This window comes from Shewanella sp. UCD-KL21 (genome assembly GCF_001957135.1).
Taxonomy (GTDB): Bacteria; Pseudomonadota; Gammaproteobacteria; order Enterobacterales; family Shewanellaceae; genus Shewanella.
Genome location: NZ_MPHK01000002.1, coordinates 366,427 through 389,525, shown reverse-complemented (window position 1 = coordinate 389,525; position 23,099 = coordinate 366,427). Strand labels below are relative to the sequence as shown.

At 41.6% G+C, this 23,099-nt stretch carries 22 protein-coding genes; 17 read left to right on the top strand and 5 right to left on the bottom strand.

The genetic code is table 11. The features are described 5' to 3' along the window. The 3 genes from BM739_RS03565 to BM739_RS03555 all read left to right on the top strand — a co-directional run. Positions 1-400 (top strand): group II intron maturase-specific domain-containing protein (locus tag BM739_RS03565; protein WP_303046085.1); only part of this gene is annotated, 400 nt, incomplete at its 5' end. Positions 401-893: 493 nt separating this feature from the next. Further along, the gene (locus BM739_RS03560; protein WP_076537312.1) at positions 894-1,346 is read left to right on the top strand and encodes an excisionase family DNA-binding protein; all 453 of its coding nucleotides are present in this window, start codon (positions 894-896) and stop codon (positions 1,344-1,346) included. Positions 1,347-1,381: 35 nt separating this feature from the next. Then, positions 1,382-1,915 (top strand): PIN domain-containing protein, encoded by a 534-nt coding sequence (locus BM739_RS03555; protein WP_076537311.1) that lies wholly within the window; start codon positions 1,382-1,384, stop codon positions 1,913-1,915. Between the two features lie 381 nt (positions 1,916-2,296). Here BM739_RS03555 and BM739_RS03550 read toward each other — a convergent pair whose 3' ends face one another. After that, the gene (locus BM739_RS03550) at positions 2,297-3,397 is read right to left on the bottom strand and encodes a Fic family protein (protein WP_076537309.1); all 1,101 of its coding nucleotides are present in this window, start codon (positions 3,395-3,397) and stop codon (positions 2,297-2,299) included. A 384-nt stretch (positions 3,398-3,781) separates the two neighbouring features. On the opposite strand from BM739_RS03550, the gene BM739_RS20205 reads away from it, so the two are divergent. Continuing rightward, the gene (locus BM739_RS20205) at positions 3,782-3,955 is read left to right on the top strand and encodes a hypothetical protein (RefSeq protein WP_175609481.1); all 174 of its coding nucleotides are present in this window, start codon (positions 3,782-3,784) and stop codon (positions 3,953-3,955) included. A gap of 213 nt (positions 3,956-4,168) precedes the next feature. Here BM739_RS20205 and BM739_RS20350 read toward each other — a convergent pair whose 3' ends face one another. Continuing rightward, the gene (locus BM739_RS20350) at positions 4,169-4,309 is read right to left on the bottom strand and encodes a hypothetical protein (RefSeq protein ID WP_217697822.1); all 141 of its coding nucleotides are present in this window, start codon (positions 4,307-4,309) and stop codon (positions 4,169-4,171) included. A gap of 1,276 nt (positions 4,310-5,585) precedes the next feature. Here BM739_RS20350 and glmM point away from each other — a divergent pair. From glmM to BM739_RS03490, 11 genes are all read left to right on the top strand, one after another. Beyond that, a complete protein-coding gene (gene glmM, locus BM739_RS03540; protein ID WP_076537307.1) occupies positions 5,586-6,941 on the top strand; it encodes a phosphoglucosamine mutase in 1,356 nt (451 codons plus the stop codon). Between the two features lie 223 nt (positions 6,942-7,164). Further along, positions 7,165-8,223 (top strand): dTDP-glucose 4,6-dehydratase, encoded by a 1,059-nt coding sequence (gene rfbB, locus BM739_RS03535; protein WP_076537305.1) that lies wholly within the window; start codon positions 7,165-7,167, stop codon positions 8,221-8,223. An 11-nt stretch (positions 8,224-8,234) separates the two neighbouring features. Continuing rightward, positions 8,235-9,131, top strand: a complete 897-nt coding sequence (gene rfbA, locus BM739_RS03530) for a glucose-1-phosphate thymidylyltransferase RfbA (RefSeq protein WP_076537353.1) — start codon at positions 8,235-8,237, stop codon at positions 9,129-9,131. Continuing rightward, complete coding sequence (gene rfbC / locus BM739_RS03525; RefSeq protein WP_076537303.1) at positions 9,131-9,712, top strand: dTDP-4-dehydrorhamnose 3,5-epimerase; 582 nt, start codon at positions 9,131-9,133, stop codon at positions 9,710-9,712. The genes rfbA and rfbC overlap by 1 nt, the downstream gene beginning before the upstream one ends. Beyond that, the gene (locus BM739_RS03520; protein WP_076537301.1) at positions 9,709-10,800 is read left to right on the top strand and encodes a dTDP-4-dehydrorhamnose reductase; all 1,092 of its coding nucleotides are present in this window, start codon (positions 9,709-9,711) and stop codon (positions 10,798-10,800) included. The genes rfbC and BM739_RS03520 overlap by 4 nt, the downstream gene beginning before the upstream one ends. A 399-nt stretch (positions 10,801-11,199) precedes the next feature. Beyond that, a complete protein-coding gene (cysD, locus tag BM739_RS03515; RefSeq protein WP_076537299.1) occupies positions 11,200-12,105 on the top strand; it encodes a sulfate adenylyltransferase subunit CysD in 906 nt (301 codons plus the stop codon). Between the two features lie 118 nt (positions 12,106-12,223). Then, positions 12,224-13,630 carry a sulfate adenylyltransferase subunit CysN gene (gene cysN, locus BM739_RS03510; RefSeq protein ID WP_076537297.1) on the top strand — a complete coding sequence of 469 codons (1,407 nt, stop codon included), beginning with the start codon at positions 12,224-12,226 and terminating at the stop codon, positions 13,628-13,630. Between the two features lie 87 nt (positions 13,631-13,717). Further along, on the top strand, positions 13,718-15,445 hold the full coding sequence (locus BM739_RS03505) for an SLC13 family permease (RefSeq protein WP_076537295.1): 1,728 nt from the start codon (positions 13,718-13,720) through the stop codon (positions 15,443-15,445). 74 nt (positions 15,446-15,519) lie between these two features. Next, positions 15,520-16,158, top strand: coding sequence for an adenylyl-sulfate kinase (gene cysC / locus BM739_RS03500; RefSeq protein ID WP_076537293.1), 639 nt, complete (start codon positions 15,520-15,522; stop codon positions 16,156-16,158). 155 nt (positions 16,159-16,313) lie between these two features. Beyond that, positions 16,314-16,580 (top strand): DUF1778 domain-containing protein, encoded by a 267-nt coding sequence (locus tag BM739_RS03495; RefSeq protein WP_076537291.1) that lies wholly within the window; start codon positions 16,314-16,316, stop codon positions 16,578-16,580. Continuing rightward, positions 16,571-17,080: a GNAT family N-acetyltransferase gene (locus BM739_RS03490; RefSeq protein ID WP_076537289.1), complete on the top strand. Its 510-nt coding sequence runs from the start codon at positions 16,571-16,573 to the stop codon at positions 17,078-17,080. The genes BM739_RS03495 and BM739_RS03490 overlap by 10 nt, the downstream gene beginning before the upstream one ends. Before the next feature lie 290 nt (positions 17,081-17,370). On the opposite strand, the gene BM739_RS03485 is transcribed toward BM739_RS03490, so the two are convergent. Then, on the bottom strand, positions 17,371-18,765 hold the full coding sequence (locus BM739_RS03485; RefSeq protein ID WP_076537287.1) for an RsmB/NOP family class I SAM-dependent RNA methyltransferase: 1,395 nt from the start codon (positions 18,763-18,765) through the stop codon (positions 17,371-17,373). A gap of 342 nt (positions 18,766-19,107) precedes the next feature. Here BM739_RS03485 and BM739_RS03480 point away from each other — a divergent pair, with 342 nt between their 5' ends. Beyond that, positions 19,108-19,350: a type II toxin-antitoxin system RelB/DinJ family antitoxin gene (locus BM739_RS03480; RefSeq protein ID WP_076537285.1), complete on the top strand. Its 243-nt coding sequence runs from the start codon at positions 19,108-19,110 to the stop codon at positions 19,348-19,350. Further along, complete coding sequence (locus BM739_RS03475; protein ID WP_076537283.1) at positions 19,340-19,624, top strand: type II toxin-antitoxin system RelE/ParE family toxin; 285 nt, start codon at positions 19,340-19,342, stop codon at positions 19,622-19,624. Before BM739_RS03480 ends, BM739_RS03475 begins: the two co-directional genes overlap by 11 nt. Positions 19,625-19,840: 216 nt before the next feature. Here the strand turns inward: BM739_RS03475 and BM739_RS03470 are convergent, their stop codons facing one another. Beyond that, positions 19,841-21,175: a BamA/TamA family outer membrane protein gene (locus tag BM739_RS03470; RefSeq protein ID WP_076537351.1), complete on the bottom strand. Its 1,335-nt coding sequence runs from the start codon at positions 21,173-21,175 to the stop codon at positions 19,841-19,843. A gap of 194 nt (positions 21,176-21,369) precedes the next feature. Further along, positions 21,370-23,049, bottom strand: a complete 1,680-nt coding sequence (locus BM739_RS03465; RefSeq protein WP_254843454.1) for a phosphoethanolamine transferase — start codon at positions 23,047-23,049, stop codon at positions 21,370-21,372. Between the last annotated feature and the right edge of the window lie 50 nt (positions 23,050-23,099).

Genomic DNA, 23,099 nt, shown 5'->3' with positions numbered 1-23,099 from the left:
CGATTTAATCAAAATATTAAATCCGAAACTGAGAGGATGGGCGAACTATTATCGCCACAGTGTTGCAAAACAAGTTTTCGGTTATGTAGGGTATCAACTTTTCTGGTTGTTATGGCGTTGGGCCGTTAGGCGTCATCCAACGAAAAGTAAAGACTGGGTGAGGCGTAAATATTATTTGGATGGTAAGGGGCAATGGCAATTTCATGGTTGGCAGAAAATAGCGAACATGGATTGTCGATTTAACCTTGTCCAAATAGCTCAAACGCTCATAAAAAGACATGTAAAAATCAGGAGTGCAACGACACCTTACGACCCCGAACATGAAGCTTACTTAGGTAAGCGAAAACGGGCAAAGGAAGGTAGAAACTTATGGTTTGAGCCAGTCTTGGCTGCGATGTAGGGTGCTGGGTAACAGAACACGCCTTAGTGGAGGCTTGAGCCGTATGCAGTGAAAGTTGCACGTACGGTTCTTAAGAGGGCGGCACTTGGTAACAGGTGTCGCCTATCCGACAGAAACTGGTTAGTGGGCTGGCTCATTTATGCCCCATTCCTTGCCAGTGAAATTTTGAGTCGATAAATTCTGTCCTTCCCTTATAGGCACCATATCAATGTTTGGGAGCCAAAGAGCGGTGAAAGAAACCTCCAATTTTCAAGCAAAAACGGTTTCCAGCTAGTCGTTCTCGTTTGAATTGTTATGCTTTTTCATTGAAAGGCACTAGTTGCTTCTGGAGATAAGTTTTAGGGCTACCCTAATACAGTAAACTTTTAGTGTTGCGAATATTTCGAATGTTGACTTTTTTCGAATATTTCGAATGTTGACTTTTCGAATATTTCGGATAATGTTCTGATATACAGATTTGTATAGTCTAAATTTGAAACTAGAGAGAAATACGATGAATACTGCTACAAAATTGCCAAGCGCTGAAGAAATTGCACTGGCTAAGCTTGGTAGCCAAGAGTTGTCAGCCGTTATGGAAACCAATGGCGAAGCTCAAAGGATTAATGTTATCGATAAGTCTGGTAAGACTCACGAAGTCATGATTCCATCAAGTGCATTAAGCATGATGATTGAGGTGCTTACTCAATTAGGTCAGGGTAACTCTGTTAGCATTACACCTATTCATGCTGAACTCACAACGCAAGAAGGTGCTGACATGCTAAATATGTCTCGCCCTACATTTATTAAGCTCTTAGATTCTAATGAGATTATTTTTAGTCGCACTGGTAACCGTAGGAAGGTGGCCTATGCTGATCTTATGGAATACAAGAGCCGTTTAGAAGAGAACAGACTAGCTGCTCTAGCTGAACTATCCGCATTAGATCAAGAAATGGATATGGGATATTAATGACATCATACACGGTAATTTGAGACGCATGTGTTATGTATCCAGCTCCACTTCGCAGTTACCTAATGTATTTGTCTAACACTGGGCTATTCAGAGCACGATGGACAGAGCAAATACATGATGAATGGATTCGTAATCTTCTCAAGAACAACCCAGATGCCGATCCTGTGCGGCTAGAAAGAACCAAGCAGTTAATGAACGCTCATGTACCTGACTGCTTGGTTGAAGGTTATGAACCATTGATTAATGGTTTAACCTTGCCAGACGTTGATGATAGACACGTTGTTGCTGCTGCTATTAAAGGACAAGCGGAGTCTATCATTACCTTCAATCTAAAAGACTTCCCTACAAAGGAACTTGATCCGCTAGGTCTTTCTGCAATACATCCAGATGAGTTCTTATGTGATATGTTTGAGTTAGATAGCAGTGCTTGCGTCAAGGCTGCCCAGCAACAACGAGGTTCGTTGAAAAGGCCACCAATGAGTCAAGACGAGTTTTTAGCTTGCTTGCAAAAGCAGAAACTTCCAAGCTTTGTCTCAAAGTTAAAGAACTTTAAGCTTATGCTTTAAATAGAAATAGTTTTGTAATCAAGATCGCCAAGCGCGTTTTAATCCAACAAGTTCAGAATCGCTTAGTGATCACACAAAATGAAAAGTGGTTAAGACACACTTTTGTGTTTATCCATGTGTGCGTTATGCATGTTCAGCAAGAAATTTTGCATATAATGAATCTAACACTTCAGAGCAGAGGTGAATGATTTTGTCTAATTCCAGTCACTAGCGGCACCGCTTCATGAGGTGCCGTTTTGATATCTGGAAGTGGGAAATGTAGATGTCGCCCGAAGTTCGTAAAACGTTTCTGTCCAAAAGTGAGCTAGAAACTGATTAAACTTTAATATGGTCTTACAAGCGCCAAGGAACTGGCTGCTTTCGTCCAAGAGAATAGAATACCTATCTAGCTAACAAGTATCTGGTACTTCGCCCACCCGCCTCAGACTTCACTAGACACCCAGCATCGACCAGTGCCGATAAGTGTCTAGTGGCAGTTGCCTTACTTACCTTAGCAACTTTGTGATATTGACTAGTATTAATCCCATCTTCAAAATCTCCATCTAGCATTCGGTTAAGCACTTTGACTTGCTCAGATGTTAATTTAGTTTGGTCAATTCTAAGCCAATAATTGGTTTTGAATAATTTTTCATCTATTCCACAAAGAACATCTGCAAACGTTTCATTCAATATTTCAAGAAACCAAGACAACCAAGGGGTTATATCTAAACCTCCTTTTTGAGTTGTTTCTAGTATCTCGTAATAACGTTTACGGTTAGCTAATATACCCACTGACATAGCATAAAAACGGACAGATTGTTGTTCAGCCTGCGCCAATGCTAAGTCTGTTAATAAGCGTGTAATTCGACCGTTCCCATCATCTAAAGGGTGCAAGGTGACAAACCAAAGATGGCATATTGCCGCTCTAATTAACGGGTCAAGTGCCGTATCTTCTTTAGAGTCATTAAACCAAGTTATAAATGCGTCTAATTCTACATCGAGTATCTCCCTTCCTGGGGCTTCAAAGTGAATTACTGGCCTATCTATTCGCCCCGAAACCACTTGCATTGGATGACTCCCCCTAAGTTGCCCTCCAATAATTGGATTTAATAAAGTATAACCATCAGGAAATAAGCAAGAATGCCAATGAAGTATCCGCTTTTGACTTAAGGGCTCTTTAAGGTTTTCAATCGCATCTAGCATTATTTCAGCAAGGCCGTCAGTTTGTATGGTGGTGGGAAACGGCTTATCTTCTGACAACCCCAATTTATTAGCTAAAGATGAACGAACCGAAAAAGCATTTAACTTCTCGCCTTCAATGGCACTTGAATGAACGATATTGGAAATCAGGGTATCTAGTAGACTTTGATTTTGGTCATTACATTGACTAGCCATTTTACCTAACAAAATACCTTGGTTTAGCCGAGTTTGCCTTACTAAAGGTGCTATTATTTTTTGGTTCCATGTAAAAACAGGCCAACTGTCCTGTTGCCATATCCACATAATTAGCCCCTTTGATTAGTTTATTTATTCATCTAATCAGATTATGATTTATTTAGCGCCTTTATTCAACTCAATCCATGATGTGAATAAGGTTGTATTCACATCAAAGCATTGTTTGAAACAATATCTGGTTCACAATTTTAAGCATAGTAGTAACTGCATAGGCAACTAAACGTTGAGTGGCCTTAGCATCCGTATTGATTGAGTCAAAACGCCAAGAAATAGACTGTTCTCACCAAGCCTTACGGCGATGCAAAAAATCATGAAGCATTTTCACATTACGTACATCAAGTACTCCTTCAACAATGGGACCCTATATTTGTTTATTCTGCTGATCCTTTAGATGAAGAACTATCAAATGAATATGTAGATGATGAGACTGAAGTGATACGTTTAGCCCAAGCGTATAAAGTTGATGAACTGACGACGTATTTGGTGTTAATAGAGCAACATTGGATTGGTGTTGAACGTGAAAACTCTGAGCGTGTATGTGCAAGTGTTGCGCATCAAATCGTGACAGCGTGGAGTGAAATCGATACTCAGCCAAATGACAAATAGGCTTTAAACGCATTTTAAAGTCATCAACAATGCCGCTTTAGCGGCATTTTTGTGCGCAAAATTCACGTTTAAAACTCAGGGAAGGATGGGGGTAAACTGTCTCAAATGGCCATTTTCAGACAAATAAACGTCTCATGGTTAATGTGATTTAACTGTAAGTTTCTGAATTTTATTCATAAAATCACTAATTGTAAAAACACCTAATAGGCCTAACTATTTTCTTGCAGCGCGCATTTTCCTTAGCGCATTTTCTGGAGACATTTTTTGACCGTGTTTGATGTCCTGTTTGGCCATTTTTACCCGCTTAAACAGCGCGATGGTTTGGCGCTCCACACGACGCTCATTTATTGCCATTTCTCTTTCCTTGGCAGTTTACATAAGCAGTTTACATAAACAGTTCAACAACACCGTTTTTTAGTGACATAAACACCATCATTTAAAATGACTTGTTGTACTCAATCCATCTCTAGCAGATCTCTGTGATAGGGTTGAAATAGCCAAATGTTGTTCTAAATTGTCATTGTTGTTTAGCCAAGATTTTATGCGTTAGGATGTGTGAGTAACACAATAACCGATTAATCGTTTTTATTTTCCTTTTTACTTTGTTGATAGAGAAAATAAGTGATCATCCCAAAACATACTATAGACGCAAAGCCTACAGCGACGAGTGGCATCCAATAATTAACCGTATCAGTAAACATTCCCGTACTCTCATTTATTATCCCATAATTAAATTATAGCACTATGGTAAGTCCTTACCACTCGCTAAATCGCTGTGATCCACGCATAAGGATCCGTAGAACCAAAGTTTCAAACTATAAACCTCATGTAAATGAGACGCTTAAATATACCGCTAGCTAAAGTAAGATGACTGGAAATTGAAGGAAGGTACTTATATCAATTAATTGAAATTATGCGCCCAATTTCGATGTCAGAACCGTAACTTGCCACGATTAATCTCGGTTTGATCATTACAATGGGGGCGCTAAATAGAGCATCGTTTGCTAAAGGTATTGTATGCTTGCAGATACACATGTTTTGAGAGTCTGTATGAGTGTCATGACCAAGTGATAATGTCAGGACAATTATAGTCCTTACAAGATTGGTGTTCACCTTTGAGACGTGTAATTGACTGTCTAAGCCGTTTGTAAATTAATTTAAATGGCATCTATATCCCTAGTGGTACTAAGTGTTTGAACGGGATTGTTATGTTTCACATAATCGCATTTACAGCCCCGTAATTTTGCGAGGTCACGGTCGTTATTATTAGTTTGTTCACCTTTGCACTTGAGCCCAATAGTAGAGATCAATTTAGCCTGATGCAATGAGGTGTTCAGGGAGGTAACGATTTTTTATCATCAAGTTTAAATACCAATTAACGCCTTCAGATAGCAGCACTACATAATCACCATTTTATATATTTGAATTGTTTAAATACCAGTAAGGCTGCAGCAAATCACTTTGCTGCTTTGCTTTAAGCCACAAAATTCAATTAAAGATTGCAGTGGCTTAAAAATGTCACAATTAGATGAGTAATTGCACTGCCTTTTCGTATATAATTTGCCTCCACTTAAAAAAGTGACCTTATTTAGTTTTATACCAATATGGAATGTTGGTTTTTGGAGTTGTTATGTCTCGTAAGTATTTTGGCACCGATGGTGTACGAGGAAAGGTGGGTGATTTTCCGATTAACCCGTCTTTTGCGATGAAGTTAGGTTGGGCTGCAGGGACGGTTTTAGCGTCAGCAGGCACCAAAGAAGTGATTATCGGTAAAGATACTCGTATTAGTGGTTACATGTTAGAAACTGCTATGCAAGCCGGCTTTTCTGCCGCGGGTATTAATTGCGCCTTAGTTGGCCCTATGCCAACGCCGGCGATTGCCTATTTAACATCGACCTTTAGAGCCGATGCTGGGGTGGTGATCAGTGCATCGCACAACCCTTATTATGATAACGGCATTAAGCTGTTCTCAAACTCGGGCACTAAGCTTAATGATGCGCAAGAATTAGAAATAGAACACCTACTCGATCAAGCCATTAATCATGGCGCTATGTCGTGTGTGGACTCGGCAAAACTAGGTAAAGTGCGCCGTATTGGTGATGCTGCTGGGCGTTACATTGAGTTTTGTAAAGGGACGTTTGATAAAAACAAATCCCTTGCGGGTTTGAAAATCGTCGTTGATTCAGCTAACGGCGCTGCGTATCACATCGCTAAAGAAGTGTATGCAGAGTTAGGTGCTGAAGTGATCAGCATTAATGATAAGCCTGATGGGTTAAACATTAATGAGCGCTGCGGCGCAACTCACCTTGATAGCCTGCAAACTGCAGTGATGATACATGAAGCTGACTTAGGTATTGCTTTAGATGGCGATGCTGACAGGGTATTATTTGTTGATCAAAACGGTCATGTGGTTGATGGCGATGAAATCATCTTTATTTTAGCGCAAGCGTTTCAACAAGCCGGTGAGCTAAACGGCGGCGTTGTCGGTACCTTGATGTCAAATCTTGGTTTAGAGCTGGCGCTTAAAGAAATGGATATTCCATTTATTCGCGCTAAAGTGGGCGATCGCTACGTGGTTGAGCAGCTTAAAGAAACTGGTTGGATGTTGGGCGGCGAAGGCTCTGGCCATATCTTAAGCCTTAAACACACCACAACAGGTGATGGTATTGTGGCATCGCTACAAGTGCTTGATGCTGTTATTGAGTCAGGTAAAAGCTTAGCCGAAGTTAAGTCTGGTATGACAAAACTGCCGCAAGTGCTGATTAATGTTCGCTTAAGTGCTAACAACGCTGATGAGATCATTGCCTCTGATGCCGTGCAGCAAGCTGTAACAGCCGCGGAGCAAGTGATGGGCGATAATGGTCGCGTGTTATTGCGTAAATCAGGCACAGAGCCATTAATTCGCGTGATGGTTGAATCAACTGATGCGGATATGACTCAAACCCAAGCCCAAGCAATTGCGGATGTGGTTAAAGCGGCAAGTTAATAATTTGTCTTATCAATTAGGGTAGATTTTATCTATGCTATTAAATGCCAGAGTATTGATACTCTGGCATTTTTGTTATGCGCTAGGCATCAATTTCTATTGATAATTGGCGTATAATACCCGTCAGGCACGTGGGTATTAGCACTTTGGTGTAAGCACTTTGATATAAGTGCTTTGATATAAGTGCTTTAAAGGTCATTTTAATGTTGAAGGTTTACTGAGTATGATTTTAATCACAGGTGGTGCAGGTTTTATTGGTAGCACTTTAATACGTTACTTGTTAGCTCATACTCAAGAATCTATCGTGAACCTTGATGCCTTAAGTTACTCAGGCAACCTTGATTCATTAAAAGATGTCGCGAACTCAGAACGGTATCACTTCGTTCATGCAGATATTTGTGATGCAAATAGTGTAAAACAGGTTTTTGACCAGTTTAAGCCTACCGCGGTAATGCACCTTGCTGCAGAAAGTCATGTGGATCGCTCTATTGATAATGCCAGTGCTTTTATGCAAACCAATATCATAGGGACATTCACATTGCTTGAAGTGTGCCGTGAGTATTGGAGCACGCTAACAACTGATGCTAAAGCGGCATTTCGATTTCATCATATTTCAACCGATGAGGTTTTTGGTGACTTAAGCTCTGATGAAGCGCCATTTTCAGAGCAAACTTCATATAAACCAAGCTCGCCTTACTCTGCCTCTAAAGCTTCTTCCGATCATTTAGTCAATGCCTGGCACCGTACCTATGGTTTGCCTGTGGTGGTTAGTCATTGCTCTAACAATTATGGCCCTTATCAGTTTCCTGAAAAGTTGATCCCCCACACCATTTTGAATGCCTTAGCAGGTAAACCGTTAACCGTTTACGGTAATGGCCTGCAAGTAAGGGACTGGTTACATGTAGAGGATCATGTCCGCGGCCTTTATCAAGTGCTGACACATGGCGAAGTAGGCCAAAGCTACAATATTGGTGGTCTCAATCAAGTAACCAATATTGATGTGGTTAACAGCATCTGCGAGTTATTAGAGCAATTGGCACCAGAGGCCAAGCAAGGCTGTCAATCTTATGCTGAGTTAATTACCTATGTTGACGATAGACCGGGTCATGATAGTCGCTACGCCATTGATGCATCGAAAATTCAAGCACAGTTAGGCTGGCAACCCGAACACGATTTTAAGTTGGGTTTAGCTGCAACGGTAAAATGGTACATCGATAATCCTTGCTGGTGGCAACAGATCTTAACTGGTGACTACCGTCTTAATCGGCTGGGTAAGGGTTAATGAAGCAATCTATGAGTCAACTCAGCACGCCTGTCTATAAAGGCATTATTTTAGCGGGTGGCACGGGCAGCCGCTTATTTCCGTTAACCCTTGGCACCTCAAAACAGTTATTACCTGTCTATGATAAGCCGATGATTTATTATCCCTTATCAGTATTAATGCTGGCGGGTATTAATGACATTTTACTGATCTCAACCCCTGAAGATTTACCGCGTTTTCAACGTCTATTAGGTAACGGTGAGCGCTTTGGTATTAAGCTCAGTTATGCAGAGCAAGCTGCGCCAGAGGGCTTAGCGCAGGCGTTTATCATCGGTGAGCCGTTTATTGGTGATAGTAATGTAGCGTTAGTTTTAGGGGATAATATTTTTTATGGTCAAAGTTTTAGTGAAAAATTAAAATCAGCCACAGCAAAGCGCAGCGGCGCAACGGTTTTTGGCTATCATGTTAGCGATCCCGCGCGATTTGGGGTTATTGATTTTGACGATAATGGCATGGCGCTTAGTATTGAAGAAAAGCCGCTAGCACCTAAAACCAACTTTGCCGTAACTGGGCTTTATTTTTACGATAATGAGGTCGTAAACATTGCTAAAAGCATTAGCCCATCAGGGCGAGGTGAGCTTGAAATTACCGATGTGAATATGGCTTATTTGGCTAAAAAATCCTTAACGGTGGATATTCTAGGGCGTGGGTTTGCATGGCTTGATACCGGAACCCATGACGCATTACTTGAAGCAAGTCATTTTGTGCAGACCATTGAAAAACGCCAAGGCTTAAAGGTGGCCTGTCTTGAAGAAATTGGCTTCATTAATGGTTGGTTATCTGTTGATGAGTTAGAGCAACAAGCGCAATTTCATCAAAAAACGGCATATGGCACTTACTTAAGCCAACTCGTTGAGGAGCATCGTTAATGAACGTTATTAATACCATCATTCCTGATGTCAAAATCATTGAACCTCAAGTGTTTGAAGATGAACGCGGCTTTTTTATGGAAACTTTTCAGCAGCAACGTTATCAGCAGTTACTGAACACCAACAAACCCTTTGTGCAGGATAACTACTCACGTTCAAGCTATGGTGTGCTTCGAGGTCTGCATTTTCAAACCCAGAAGCCGCAAGCTAAATTAGTGAGAGTAGTCAGAGGAAAAGTGTTCGATGTGGTTGTTGATATCCGCCCACATTCATCCTCTTATGGCGCTTGGGTTGGGGTTGAGTTATCTGAGACCAACCGACGACAATTATGGGTGCCAGAAGGCTTTGCCCATGGCTTTGTTGCCTTAGAAGCGGTATGTGATGTTGAATACAAGTGTAGCGATTATTATGACCCTAAAAATGAAGCTTGTCTTAGCTGGGATGATGCTGATTTAGCCATAGACTGGCCTATTAGGGAGGTCATTCAATCTGCTAAAGATCAACAAGGTTTGTCTTTTCAGGCGTTAAAAGCAATCCACAATGAGCAGCAGTTAACCCAAAAAGCGGTTGTCACAAAGTGAAGCTGTTATTAACAGGCGCTAACGGTCAATTAGGCTTGAGTATCAGAGGCTGCGTGGCGGATCATAACGCCTTTTTAGCCACGAATAATGATAATAATCATAGAAATATTAGCAGCTTTCTTAACACTGACTTGTCATCTCAATACATGCCAAATGAGCTACAACTTCTCACGGCAGATAAATCAGATTTAGAGATCAGTGATGCTAATGCGGTCATGGAAATGATTGATCGGCTAAAACCCGATTTAATCATCAATTGCGCTGCCTACACTCAAGTGGATCTGGCTGAAACGCATCAACAGCTCGCTGATGATGTTAATGCCACAGGGGCGAAGAATCTCGCCTTAGCGGCGCTAAAAGCATCTATTCCACTTATTCATATCTCAACGGATTATGTCTTTGATGGCAAAAGTGGCTGGCAGTCATCCTCTGCGGTGAATTCAACGCTGTCTATAGATGAGCCAAAGCTTGCTGGTGGCCTTGACTGTGCTTTTGAAAAGAGCCTTGAAGCTGCCCTTAAAACGAGTCCAAGCCCATATCCTGAAACCGCCGTACCCAATCCATTAAATCGTTACGGCGCATCTAAATGGCGCGGCGAGCAATGTATTACTGATATTTTGCCGCAACACATTATCATTCGAACGTCTTGGCTGATAAGTGAGTTTGGGCATAACTTTGCCAAAACGGTGATTCGATTAGCCAAAACTAAACCGACATTGACTATGGTGGCCGATCAAGCTGGTTGTCCCACTTATGCGGGCGATTTAGCAAAAGCGATACTAAACATCGCTGCGCAAATTCAGCAGGGTAAAACAGTTTGGGGCACTTTTCATTACTGCGGCGATACAGCGATCAGCTGGTATGGTTTAGCGAAAGCCATTGTCGATGAGGCAAGTATGCAAGGTAAGCTACTAACAGTTCCAACACTCAAGGGGATTGATACAGACGACTATCCTTTGCCTGCCAAGCGGCCATCCTACAGCGTGCTAGATTGCCAGCAGATAAAAATGGCTTGGGGTATCGACACTTGTGATTGGCAAGCATCAATTAAAACCTTGGTTAACAATCTCGATGTTGATGCTCTATAAGCAGTCTTAATGATTTGTATAACGCTTTACAGATGATGCTTAAGCTCGGTTTGAGTCATAAACGAGAAAAATATTATCTCGTTAACCTGCTTAATCCTTTCTAAGTTATTGGTTAGCCTCTAACCTTTCAAAGTTAACTTTTCAATTGTAATGATCACCACATAGATGAATGCATGGTTGAGTTAATACTTTTTAGATCATTTTTCCAAACAAACCTTTTCATCCTTTTTATTCCTTTTTGTTATAGTCAGCCACTCATTAATAACTTTTACTATCAGTTGATGCTGGTAATATGATTGCATGCAACTTTGGATTAACAATCATGGTTATGATACTGCTCAGCACATCATGTGAGTCTGTTTATAGCGTATGAATTATTAAAGGTTTATTGGAATAGATATGTCGACACAATTGACTCATTTAAAGCAACTTGAAGCAGAATCCATTCAAATTATGCGTGAAGTCGCCGCTGAATTTGATAACCCTGTCATGCTCTACTCGGTAGGTAAAGACTCCTCGGTTTTATTGCATCTTGCGCGTAAAGCTTTCTATCCCGGCAAAATTCCATTTCCTTTAATGCACGTTGATACCAACTGGAAATTTAAAGAGATGATTGCTTTTCGTGATCAAATGGCCGAAAAGTACGGCTTTGACCTAATCGTTCATAAAAACCCACGCGGTTTAGAAATGGGCTGTAGCCCGTTTGTTCATGGTAGTGCTAAGCACACCGACATCATGAAAACAGAGGGCTTAAAGCAAGCGTTAGATATGCATGGTTTTGATGCTGCTTTTGGCGGTGCACGTCGTGATGAAGAAAAGTCCCGCGCCAAAGAGCGTGTGTATTCTTTTCGCGATAACAAGCACAGATGGGACCCTAAAAACCAACGTCCTGAGTTATGGAATATCTATAACGGTAAAGTCGATAAAGGCGAGAGCATTCGCGTTTTCCCATTATCAAATTGGACTGAGTTAGATATCTGGCAATATATTTACCTTGAAGGTATTGAAATTCCATCACTTTATTTAGCTGCAGAAAGACCAGTGTTAGAACGTGATGGCACCTTAATCATGGTTGATGATGACAGAATGGAGCTTGAAGAAGGCGAAGTCATTGAGCATAAGATGGTGCGTTTTAGAACATTAGGTTGCTATCCACTCACCGGCGCAGTTGAATCGGTTGCACAAACATTACCTGAGATTATTCAAGAAATGTTGCTGTGTACAACATCTGAGCGTCAGGGACGAGTGATTGATAATGATTCATCCGGTTCAATGGAAAAGAAAAAAATGGAAGGGTATTTCTAGGCTTTTTTAAACCTCATTTTTATGAAGTGTTTGGCACTTCTGATTGTTTGAACCATTACATGACCAATGTGCTGCAGTTGAATATACGCTTAGGGCAGCACGTTAGCTTAAGGAATTTATGATGTCTAATACCGCTTTAATCGCTTCAGATATTGAAGCTTATTTAAACGTCCATGAAAATAAAGATATGCTGCGCATTTTAACCTGTGGCAGTGTTGATGATGGTAAATCGACCCTTATTGGCCGTTTACTGTATGACAGCAAAATGATTTTTGAAGATCAAATGGCGGCCATTGAAAAAGACTCTAAGCGCTTTAATACCACCGATGAGTCGTTCGATTTAGCCTTATTGGTTGATGGCTTACAGTCTGAGCGTGAGCAAGGTATTACCATTGATGTGGCTTATCGTTATTTTGCTACCGAGCAACGTAAATTTATTATCGCTGATACCCCAGGCCATGAGCAATACACCCGCAATATGGCAACTGGCGCTTCGACTGCTGATTTAGCGATTATTTTGATCGATGCAAGGCATGGGGTGCAAGTGCAAACTCGCCGTCACAGCTTTATTTGCTCTCAGCTAGGCATTAAGCACGTGATCATCGCTATCAATAAAATGGATGCGGTGGATTACGACCAAAGCGTTTATCAAAATATTAAGAAAGACTATCGTGAGTTTGCTGAAAACCTGCAGTTTAACGATATTCGCTTTGTGCCGATTTCAGCATTAAAGGGCGACAATGTTGTCAACGAGAGTGCCAACATGACTTGGTACCCGGGTTCAACCATGATGAAACTGTTAAATACCGTGTCGGTTGCCAAAGATAAAACCCACCCATTTCGTATGCAAGTGCAATACGTTAATCGACCAAACCTCGATTTTCGCGGTTTTTGTGGCACGGTTGCATCGGGTGATATCCGCGTTGGCGATACCGTCAAAACCTTGCCTTCAGGTAAAGAAAGTAAAGTTAAATCCATTGTCACCTTTGATGGCGAGCTTGAAAAAGCCACTATCGGCATGGCAATCACTATCACTTTAGAAGATGAAATTGATATCAGCCGTGGTGACATGCTGGTTCGCCCTCACGAGCTGCCATCATCAAGTCGTCATTTCGAGGCCGATGTGGTGTGGATGACAGAAGAACCTCTGCATGTCGACCGTGAATATGCCATTAAAATGGGCAGCAAATCAGTTTATGGCTATGTCGAGAATGTGAATCACAAAGTCGATGTGAACACCCTAGAGACATTTGATGCCCATCAACTTGAGCTCAATGAAATGGGCAGCTGTAATTTTGCAGTCAATGAAGCGGTGCAGTTTGATGCTTATGATATAAACCGAACCACAGGTGCATTTATCATTATTGATCGTCTCACCAATGTCACCGTGGGTGCGGGGATGATAAGGCATTCATTAGAAGGCAAAGCTGCCACCGTTGACACTAAACCTTCAGCATTTGAAATCGAATTTAATGCACTGGTTAGAAAACACTACCCTCATTGGGGCGCAAAAGTCATAGGCTAAGCAGCTAGGCTTTATCAAAAAGCTGCAACGTGATTGGTAAGCTTGCAGCTTTTTTTGACTTTGTATCGTTGAGGTTAGTTTCTATTTATGTCTACAGATGCATACTTAACAATAAGTATTTTCATACTAACGATTTGTGGTTTATTAAAATTTCAAAGTCGACCTGCTGCTGTGTGCGGTGTGACCTTATTATCTTTAGTTGCACTTGGGCTAGTGTCTAAAACGCAATTATTATCAAGTATTGCCAATCCTGGTTTAATCACACTCATTCTATTAATCATTTGCTCTTTCGCGTTAGAGAAAACCCGATTGCTGAGAGTTATTGCGTCAAAAGTGATTGTTGTTGGCTATAAAGCCACATTTATACGGCTTTTTGGTGTTACCACGATTTGTTCTGCGCTACTTAATAATACCGCTGTGGTAGCAACGCTTTTATCGCCAATACGTAATAACCCGCATCATTTTGCCAGTAAATTATTATTGCCTTTATCCTACGCAGCAATTTTGGGTGGCACGCTGACATTAATTGGCACCTCAACTAATTTGATTGTAAATAGTCTGTATATTGATGTGGAGGGGCATTCATTAGCCTTTTTCTCTTTTACTGCCATCGGCCTAATACTGGTGACTTGTTGCGGGGCCGTTTTAGCGGTTTTTGTGAGGTTTTTACCTGAAAATGAACAGACACTTGATGGTAATAAGGGCTATTTTATTGATGCAAAAATCATCGAAAATTCAGAGCTGATTGGCCGTTCTGTCGAGGCCAATGGTTTACGTCATTTAGAGTCATTATTTTTGGTCGAGGTCGTTAGAGAAGGCAGGTTAATCACTCCGGTAGCGCCAACAGAAGTGTTACAACAAAATGACCGACTTATTTTTAGTGGTGATATCGCAAAACTAGGACAATTAGGCCAGTTTTCAGGGCTTGAAACATTTGCCCATAAAAATGATTTAAAAGGCTCAAACCTCACTGAAGTAGTGGTAAAGCAAGAAAGTATTTTAGTGAGAAAAACACTCAAGAAAGTCGGCTTTAGAGCACTATTTGATGCCGCCGTGGTGGCGATTCGCAGAGATGGCGAAAATGTCTCTGGCAAACTTGGTGAAGTCGAGTTACAAGCGGGTGACTTTTTAGTGTTATCTGTCGGTGAGGATTTTAAATCTCGTCGTAATTTAAGCAAAAACTTTATTGTGCTTAGCGGCGTAGAAACTGAAATACGCCTTAACGGCTGGCGGGCATGGTTATCGGTCGGTGGCTTTTTAACCTCAATAGCCCTTGCTGCATTTGGGGTGATTGATTTACTTGAAGGCTTAGTGATTTTATTAGGACTTCTGGTGTTTAGTCAGTCACTTAACGTTAATGAAGTGATGCGCCGATTACCCGTCAATATTTGGCTCATTGTGGCCTCAGCCATTTTACTTTCCCATGCATTGGTTAATGCAGGTGTTGTCGAATTGATTGGCGATGTGGTTAAGCAAAATGTCGGTCAGCAACATGCTTATATCGCGCTGATTTTAGTTTATGTACTGACTTGGCTTATGACTGAATTAGTGACTAATAATGCCGCTGCAGCGTTGATGTTTCCCATTGCTTATAGTTTAGCGCTCGGTTTTGGGGTGGATGTTTTACCCTTTGTGATGACAGTGGCATTTGCCGCCAGTGGCAGCTTTATTAGCCCTTACGGTTATCAGACCAATTTAATGGTCTTTAATGCAGGGCAATATAAGATAAAAGACTTTGTTAAAGTCGGTTTGCCCGTCAGTATTGTTTACGGCTTAATTGTGACCATCAGCGTGCCAATATTTTTCCCGTTTTAGTGGGCAGCTTTAAGCAATATAAACATATTAGTTGTCAGTATTAACAGAACGAAAAGAGTGAACAAGGAATTATCATGTCAAATACACCCTACCAAGACGTTGATGTGCTTGGTGACAAGTCAACCGATGTTGTTTGGCACTTGGCCAGTGTGTCTCGGGCTGAGCGTATTAAGCTAAATGGCCATAAGCCTGCCGTTTTATGGTTCACAGGTTTAAGTGGCTCTGGTAAATCTACAGTTGCCAACGCGGTTGATAAAATGCTTCATGATCTAAACTGTAAAACCTATGTACTCGATGGTGATAACGTTCGCCATGGCCTAAATGGCGACTTAAGCTTTACTGATACTGACAGAGTTGAAAATATTCGACGAGTTGGTGAAGTATCAAAGCTATTTGTCGATGCAGGGCTGATTGTGTCTACTGCTTTTATTTCGCCTTTTTTAGCGGATCGCGACATGGTGCGAAGCCTATTAGCAACAGATGAATTTATCGAAATATTTATTGATACTCCGCTAGCAATTTGCGAGCAACGCGACCCTAAAGGATTATATAAAAAAGCCAGAGCAGGTGAGATAAAGCACTTTACCGGCATTGACTCAGCCTATGATGCACCGACCCAGGCTGAAATCCATGTGAAGACCGAAGAGCAAGATATTGAGCAGTGCGCTTTACAAGTGATCCGCTATTTAACAGATAACGACTATTTAGCGTAAAGCTTGGTTTTTAAGCATGCTTAAAAGCACTGCTATCGAGTACTTGTGCGTTCATATTGAAGTTTGATATATACCCGAGCAACATTATTAAACCTTTGTGTGTATCCAATAGATATACTATGATGCGTGTATCTAATTAATATACGGGAGCTGACATGGCTACTAAAACTGCACCTATCAATATGCGAGTAGAGCCGTCTGTTCGTAATATCATTGATGCTGCGGCTAATTTACTAAAGGTTGACCGCTCTGTATTTATTCAGCAAGCAGCACTTCATGAAGCTCACAAAGTTATAGCTTCACAAAGAGATTTTGCTTTGGATGAACAAGCCTTAGCTGCATTTGAGCAAGCGTTAGACGCTGAAGCAGCAGTTGATAAAGGTATGGTAGAGTTGATGAATAGGAAATCACCTTGGGAGTAACTGCACCTGAATTGCTTACAGAAACTCACGATTTATCTGATTTTGATTGTGGTAGGCCGGAGCTAAATGACTGGCTAGTAAAAAAGGCACTAAAAAGCCAACAACGAAATAATGCAAAAGTTTATATTGTCACCGATTCTAACACTGCAAAGGTAATTGGCTATTACGCTATTGCTATGGGGTCTGTTCAGCGTGAAGGCGCGATAGCAGCCCTAAGAAGAAACAGCCCCAGCCCAATACCGATGATTGTTCTTGCAAGATTAGCCGTCAATGACTCGCACCACGGAAAAGGCATCGGTGTTGGCCTTCTGAAAGACTGTGTCAAAAGGTCTGTTTATGCTATGAACGTAGTCGGCGGAGCGGGTATTCTTGTTCACGCTATTGACGACTCAGCCAAAGATTTTTACACAAGATTTGGCTTCAAAGAATCCACATTTGATCCTATGTTGCTTATGGCTAGAGTAAAGGACATTGAAGCGGCTCAAAAAGTATTAATTTAAAGGATGCAAAGTGTGCCTAAAAATGATGCCTGCTATTGAGAGTTTGAACAAGTACGGCACGCTAAAGTAACAAACTTTATTATAAGAAAACGACATCCGTTCTCAGAGAAATTATCAAACTATTGAGTTGTAACCGTTCATGATAACCATATTTTTTATCAAACTTTAATACGGGCGTACAGTACTGCTATTGAGTGCAGCCATTGAATAAATAAAAAGGCCTTCACATATGTTTGTGAAGGCCTTTTTTGATAATAGTTTATTGTCATCCCTATTGATAAATAGGGACGTTACTTTCTTATCATTCTCGCCACGTACATGCCGTCACTATTGGCTTCATAAGGCCATACAGTAATATGTTCAAGCTTAGCTTGGGTAAATGGATGTACGCTGGTGATCAACTCAAAGTCACTATTGTGTTGTAAGAATTGCTGCACCACTTGTTCGTTTTCAAGCGGCGATAACGAGCAGGTGGCATAGACGAGTTTGCCGCCTTGTTTAACCGCTTGAGCGCTGCGGGTTAGGATATCTAGCTGCAGTGCTGGCTTATCTTCGATACAGCTTGGCTCATCAATCCAGCGCATATCTGGGTTTCTGCGCCAAGTGCCGGTGCAGCTACATGGGGCATCAACCAGTACGCCATCAAAATGGGCTTTAGCGACTGGTAATTCATCGGTTTTCCAGCGCGCGACGCTAATGCTGTCAAAGTTTGCCCGTTTGGCGCGTTTATTAAGCTCTTCTAGGGCTTTTGAGCGAATGTCTGATGAGGTAATGCTACCAGTTGCATTGTTGTTTGATGCGCCATGTTGCAGCATCAATGAGCGCAGCTGTAAGGTTTTGCCACCGGCGCCACTGCAGGTATCCCACCATTGGTCGTTTGCTTTAGGCTGACAAACATTACCGATAACTTGTGAGGCTAAATCTTGAATTTCAAGCTTGCCTTGTTTGTACAAGTCGACGTCATTGAGGTTAATGCTTTTGCTGCCAAGGCTTAATGCATCAGTAAAATATTCACTGGCCTGGGCGTCAATACCAGCTGCCTGTAATGTGCTGACTGCCGATGCTGTATTAATACGCTGCGCTCTTGCCCAAATCGGCGGGCGGCTGCTCATGGCTTCAATCAATTTTAGTTTGTTTTGCTGATCATCAATGGTGCATAGCGCCCAAAACCAATCGGGTAATAGTTGGGTTTCAGCAAATTCAATAGTCGTAAACAGCTTACCCATAAGGCTATTTTTGTGGCTAACATCAAAGCTTTCACTTGGTTGCGCATTAGATGAGTTAGCAACAGCATTAGCGTCAATGGTGTGATTTATCAAGCTGATTTGTTCAGGACTAAAGCCGCCAAATTGTTGCCACGCAGCAGCAAACTGACGCCATTGATGCTGCTCAAGTAAGGCACAAACGCTGAGCATTTGATACCAAGTTTGTTGCTCATGCTGAGAACCAAACTGTTTTAGCCAGCCCCACCAACGAAATAGCCCAAATAAGGTTTCACGAATCACACGGCGATCTTTTGAACCATGCTTTTTGTGCTCACGGAAGTAGTTTGCCACAATCCTATCAGCAGGCATTTTGGTGTCTAATACTTCATCGAATAACTTTTTGATGGTGGCAGAGTAGCTTAATGCTCTTTTTTCTGCAGGAGTATTAGCTTGAAGATGGGGTTGATTAACTGGTTCCATGACTCACTCAGGTTGGCTTTGCAGCGCAATGGGGATAATTGTGCTGCAGTTTACCATGACTGCTGCTGTTGTTAAATCCGTGCTTGTTTTATCGGCGGCGGTTAAAGCAAGGCTTGTGTCTAATTATCCTAGGCCTTAGCAGACAGCAATAGCCGTTAATGGGGAGGTTGTGTGCGTTTATATGTTAGTTTGGTAATTCTTAATAATGTTTGATCATTTATATAATAGTTTGATATTTTTTGGCGATTCGACCTAGGGGCGCTATCTTACAATATTTGGCGCTTGCTATTTGTTGTACAAACTCATACCATGTAATTACATTTGTAACTACAAGGTCTGATTATGGGAACCATTAATATTCGTGTCGATGACGAGCTAAAAACACGCTCTTATGCGGCCTTGGAAAAACTCGGTGTGACACCATCAGAGTTGCTACGCCAAACATTGGAATATGTAGCGCAAAGAGGGGTGCTGCCATTTAAGCCGGTACTGTTAACCGATGAGGACCAAGCCCTTTTAGAATTAGCAAAGGCTCGCTTGGCCGATCCACAACCTGGTGTGAAGGTTGCTTTGGATGACCTATGAGTTGGAGTTTGATCCCCGTGCTTTGAAGGAATGGCACAAGTTGGGTGATACCGTTCGCCAGCAGTTTAAAAAGAAGTTAGCTGAGGTGCAGGTTAACCCTCGTATCGAAGCTAATCGGTTACGAGAATTACCCGACTGTTACAAAATCAAGTTGCGTAGCGCGGGTTATCGATTGATATACCAAGTACAAGACGAGCGGATCACTGTTTTTGTTGTAGCTGTTGGAAAAAGAGAAGGCGCTGAAGCTTACAGGTATGCAGATAAGCGTTTGTAATTTAAGGATAAGACTATATGTCCACTTTTTATTTTTATCATTTATAGAAGATATGTTGTAATTCATCCGAAGGTGCATTACAACATTTTTGTCCAAAAGTGAGCTTGAAAATGATCAAACTTTAGTATGGTCGTACAGATTGTTATAACGCCGCTTACTATTGTTATAACCACACTTACTATTGTTAGCGCGGCACTTTTGTGGATTAAGGCCTAGTTAAAACGGATGATCTACCATCACCCAAGCATTGGTGGCTTCATCTGATTGGGCGACATCAAACCTTACAATGATCCCTGCGGTTAATGCTCTAAGAGAAACGCCGTAATCAAATTTTAAATCGGTTAATAATTCATTGGCGGTATAAGCCTCACCAACGCGGCCTGCTTCAACAAAGCCCACCAATTGAAACCAATCTAGGCGTAAAAATTTAAGCCAGTTTACATCTTCAATGGGGTTGTTTTTGAAGGTGTAGCGATATTCAGCTGTGCCATATATCGAGGCTTTATCGTGAAAACGGCTGCTGTCATAACCGCGCATTCGATAAAAGCCACCGAGTGTTGCCCCTTCGCTGTAGGGTGCATCATTGGTGATCCTTCTTCCTCCTTCATCATTATATTCAAGCTCCCATGAGGGCGAGTAACCGGTCCAAAAATTTAACGCTAATATGCGTTGCGATGCCCAGTCTGAGGCCCCAAAAGAGAAGTACTTGCTAGCTTCAAATTCGATAAATGTCCACTGATTATCAGAATCTAGCCAAGCCGCATCATGGGAAATGGCGACAAACTGCTTACTGCCGTAGCTGGGGTTTCGTGAAAAGTCGGTATTATCATAAAGCAGCCCTAAACTCATCGCATGAACGGCGCCATCTAATTCGCCGTCTTCAAATTCAAAGGTTTCAAAGCGGTTAAATTGTTTCAATATTGCCACTGTGGCACCAGACTCAAGCGGGTTCCAGCTGTCACCACCAGAGGGTTTTGAGGTCAATAAGCCGCGGGTCAGTTCATAGTTTACTTGGCCTTTATCACGTGTTGCACCAATGGGTAGGGTGTATTCAAGTTTGATATTCCACCAGTTTGACGAGCCATCAGCTTGTAAAAACTGTTCATTTGAGGAGTCATTACTACCAGGTATAGGCGTGCCTGCTGGGGTATAATTCAAGGTACCGCCGGCGTAGGCTTTTTTCTGTGGATAATAGCCGACAAAGCCAACGGCACTTAAAAAGAAGCGTTCGGTTCGTGGTATTTTAAAGTTCCATATCCCTGCGCCAACGCCGTAACTGACATCACCACCATAGACGGTACCACCGATAGTCATTTGTTCTTGCCCGTAACCACTGACCATAGTGCCAACACCTAAGTTTAAGCCCATTGAGTCGGTACTGAAGGCGTAGGGGAGTATCAGCTCTCTTGTGCCAACCCTTGGCGACTCGGCGCGATTAATGACGGATTTAATATTCTGTGGGGCGCTATGGGCAAAAGATTGCGTCAGTAATAGTGAACAGGCCGAAAGGGCGGTGAAATAGTATCGAGTCGAAGCTCGAGAAAAGCGCATTTTTATCATCCGTGAGCCTTTAACATTGTCGGTGAGTACGTAATTAACGGGCTGATAGTTAATCATTTTATTTATTAGATAAATATAGATGAAGTTGATTAAAAATCTAATTCGTCGGCTAATTTAGGCCATATTTATTGCGACTAGTTTGAGGGCGACGAGTGATAGCAGAGATAAATCGCTATCACTAAATGCTATTTTGTCCCCAAAAGCTCAGTTGTTTGCATGCAAGAATGGCTAAGATCAAGCGAAGTATCGAGTAAATGGGTATCGACGCCATACAAGCCGATAAGCGTATTAAACAAATTGTCATGGGAATGCGTCCCCTGACTCACTTGCGTGATGATACATTGACGGTCGAGTTGCTTTGACTGGGCGTAGCTTTCTGGTAACCATAAATACCAAGGTACAAGCGTTTGCTCTGCTGGTGCAAAAGCATAAGGGGTGCCATGAAGATACATACCGCTTTCACCCAGCGACTCACCATGATCAGAGATATACATCATTGCCACTTCATAATCGCTGGCGTATTGCTCTAATAGTTTAACGATTTCTGACAAAATATAATCGGTATAAACTAAGGTATTGTCATAGACATTGATGATTTCTTCATCGCTGCAATTTTCAAGATCGCTGCGCTCACAGGCGGGGCTAAAATGCTGCTTATCTTTAGGGTAACGTTTAAAATAGGTTGGTCCATGACTCCCAATTGTGTGCAATATCAATAATTGATTGGTTAACGTTTGCTGCTTAGTTTCTAATCGCTGTTCGATATGTGAAGCAAACTCGCGCACCAGGACTTGATCATAACAGCTATTACCGTCACACAAATCATCACTTGAGTCAGTCGGAATATTAAACTCAATAACGTGGTCTGCCAGATGCTTATCGCCGCCATCATTGTCAAGCCATACCACTTCTACGCCTGCTTGATGAATTATGTCTAGTAGGTTGTCAGTGGCCAGTGCTTTTTCACGGTTATAATTATCGTGAGTGAGATCAGAAAACATGCAAGGCAATGAATGCGCGGTCGCGGTGCCACATGAGCTGACATTATTAACAACAATAAAGTCTAAGTTTTCAGTGTAAGGATTGGTGTTACGACTATAGCCGTAATAAGCCATATTTTGAGCGCGGGCCGTTTCGCCGACGACCAGTACAAATAAAGTTGGCTTTGTTGGGTTAGTATCGATTAAGCGTGCATCTTGGCCTCTAACGGTATAAGGCAAGGGGGTGACAAAATTGTTTTTATAAATATATTTAACCGTATTAAAGGCGTGGGCAGGTATGACCATTTTCTTAAGGTAAACATTATTACGCCCCATCGACACATAGTCCTTATAAAAGCCTAGTAGCACGACTCCTATTAAACCTAAGCCTACAATCACTAATGTTGAACGTCTCATTAAGGATTTAACTAAGCTTTGTGATGGCGTTAGGCGCACTCGCCATAACCATATGGATGGAATTAGTCCAAACACCAAGATATATAAAATGGATGTAGTGCTGATATAGGATAGGGCTTCGCCAGTATTGGTTTCAAAGATATTCTCAATCATGGCGTAATCAAAATATACCTGGTATTTCATGGTGCCATACATGGCTGCCGCAGAGGTGAGCAGTAAGATTGTTAGTAAGGGCTTAAAGATAAATCGAGACGAAAATAAGCAAAAAACAATGATAAAAATGCTAAAGAGTACTAGCGCCGGTGTAATAGAGAATACGAAATGGCTATCAGTTGATAATTGAAAAATACGTTGGATAAGCGGAAAGTTAATCACTAGCGTAAAATACAGCGCCATCAGCACTATCATCGTTTCTTTGCTGAGTTCTTTTGGAGTAATAACAGAATATAGCCGTGAGAATGTTGTCAACTTAAATGCCTGCTGGTTATGTTAGCCTTTAAATAATAGTAGTTAAAATT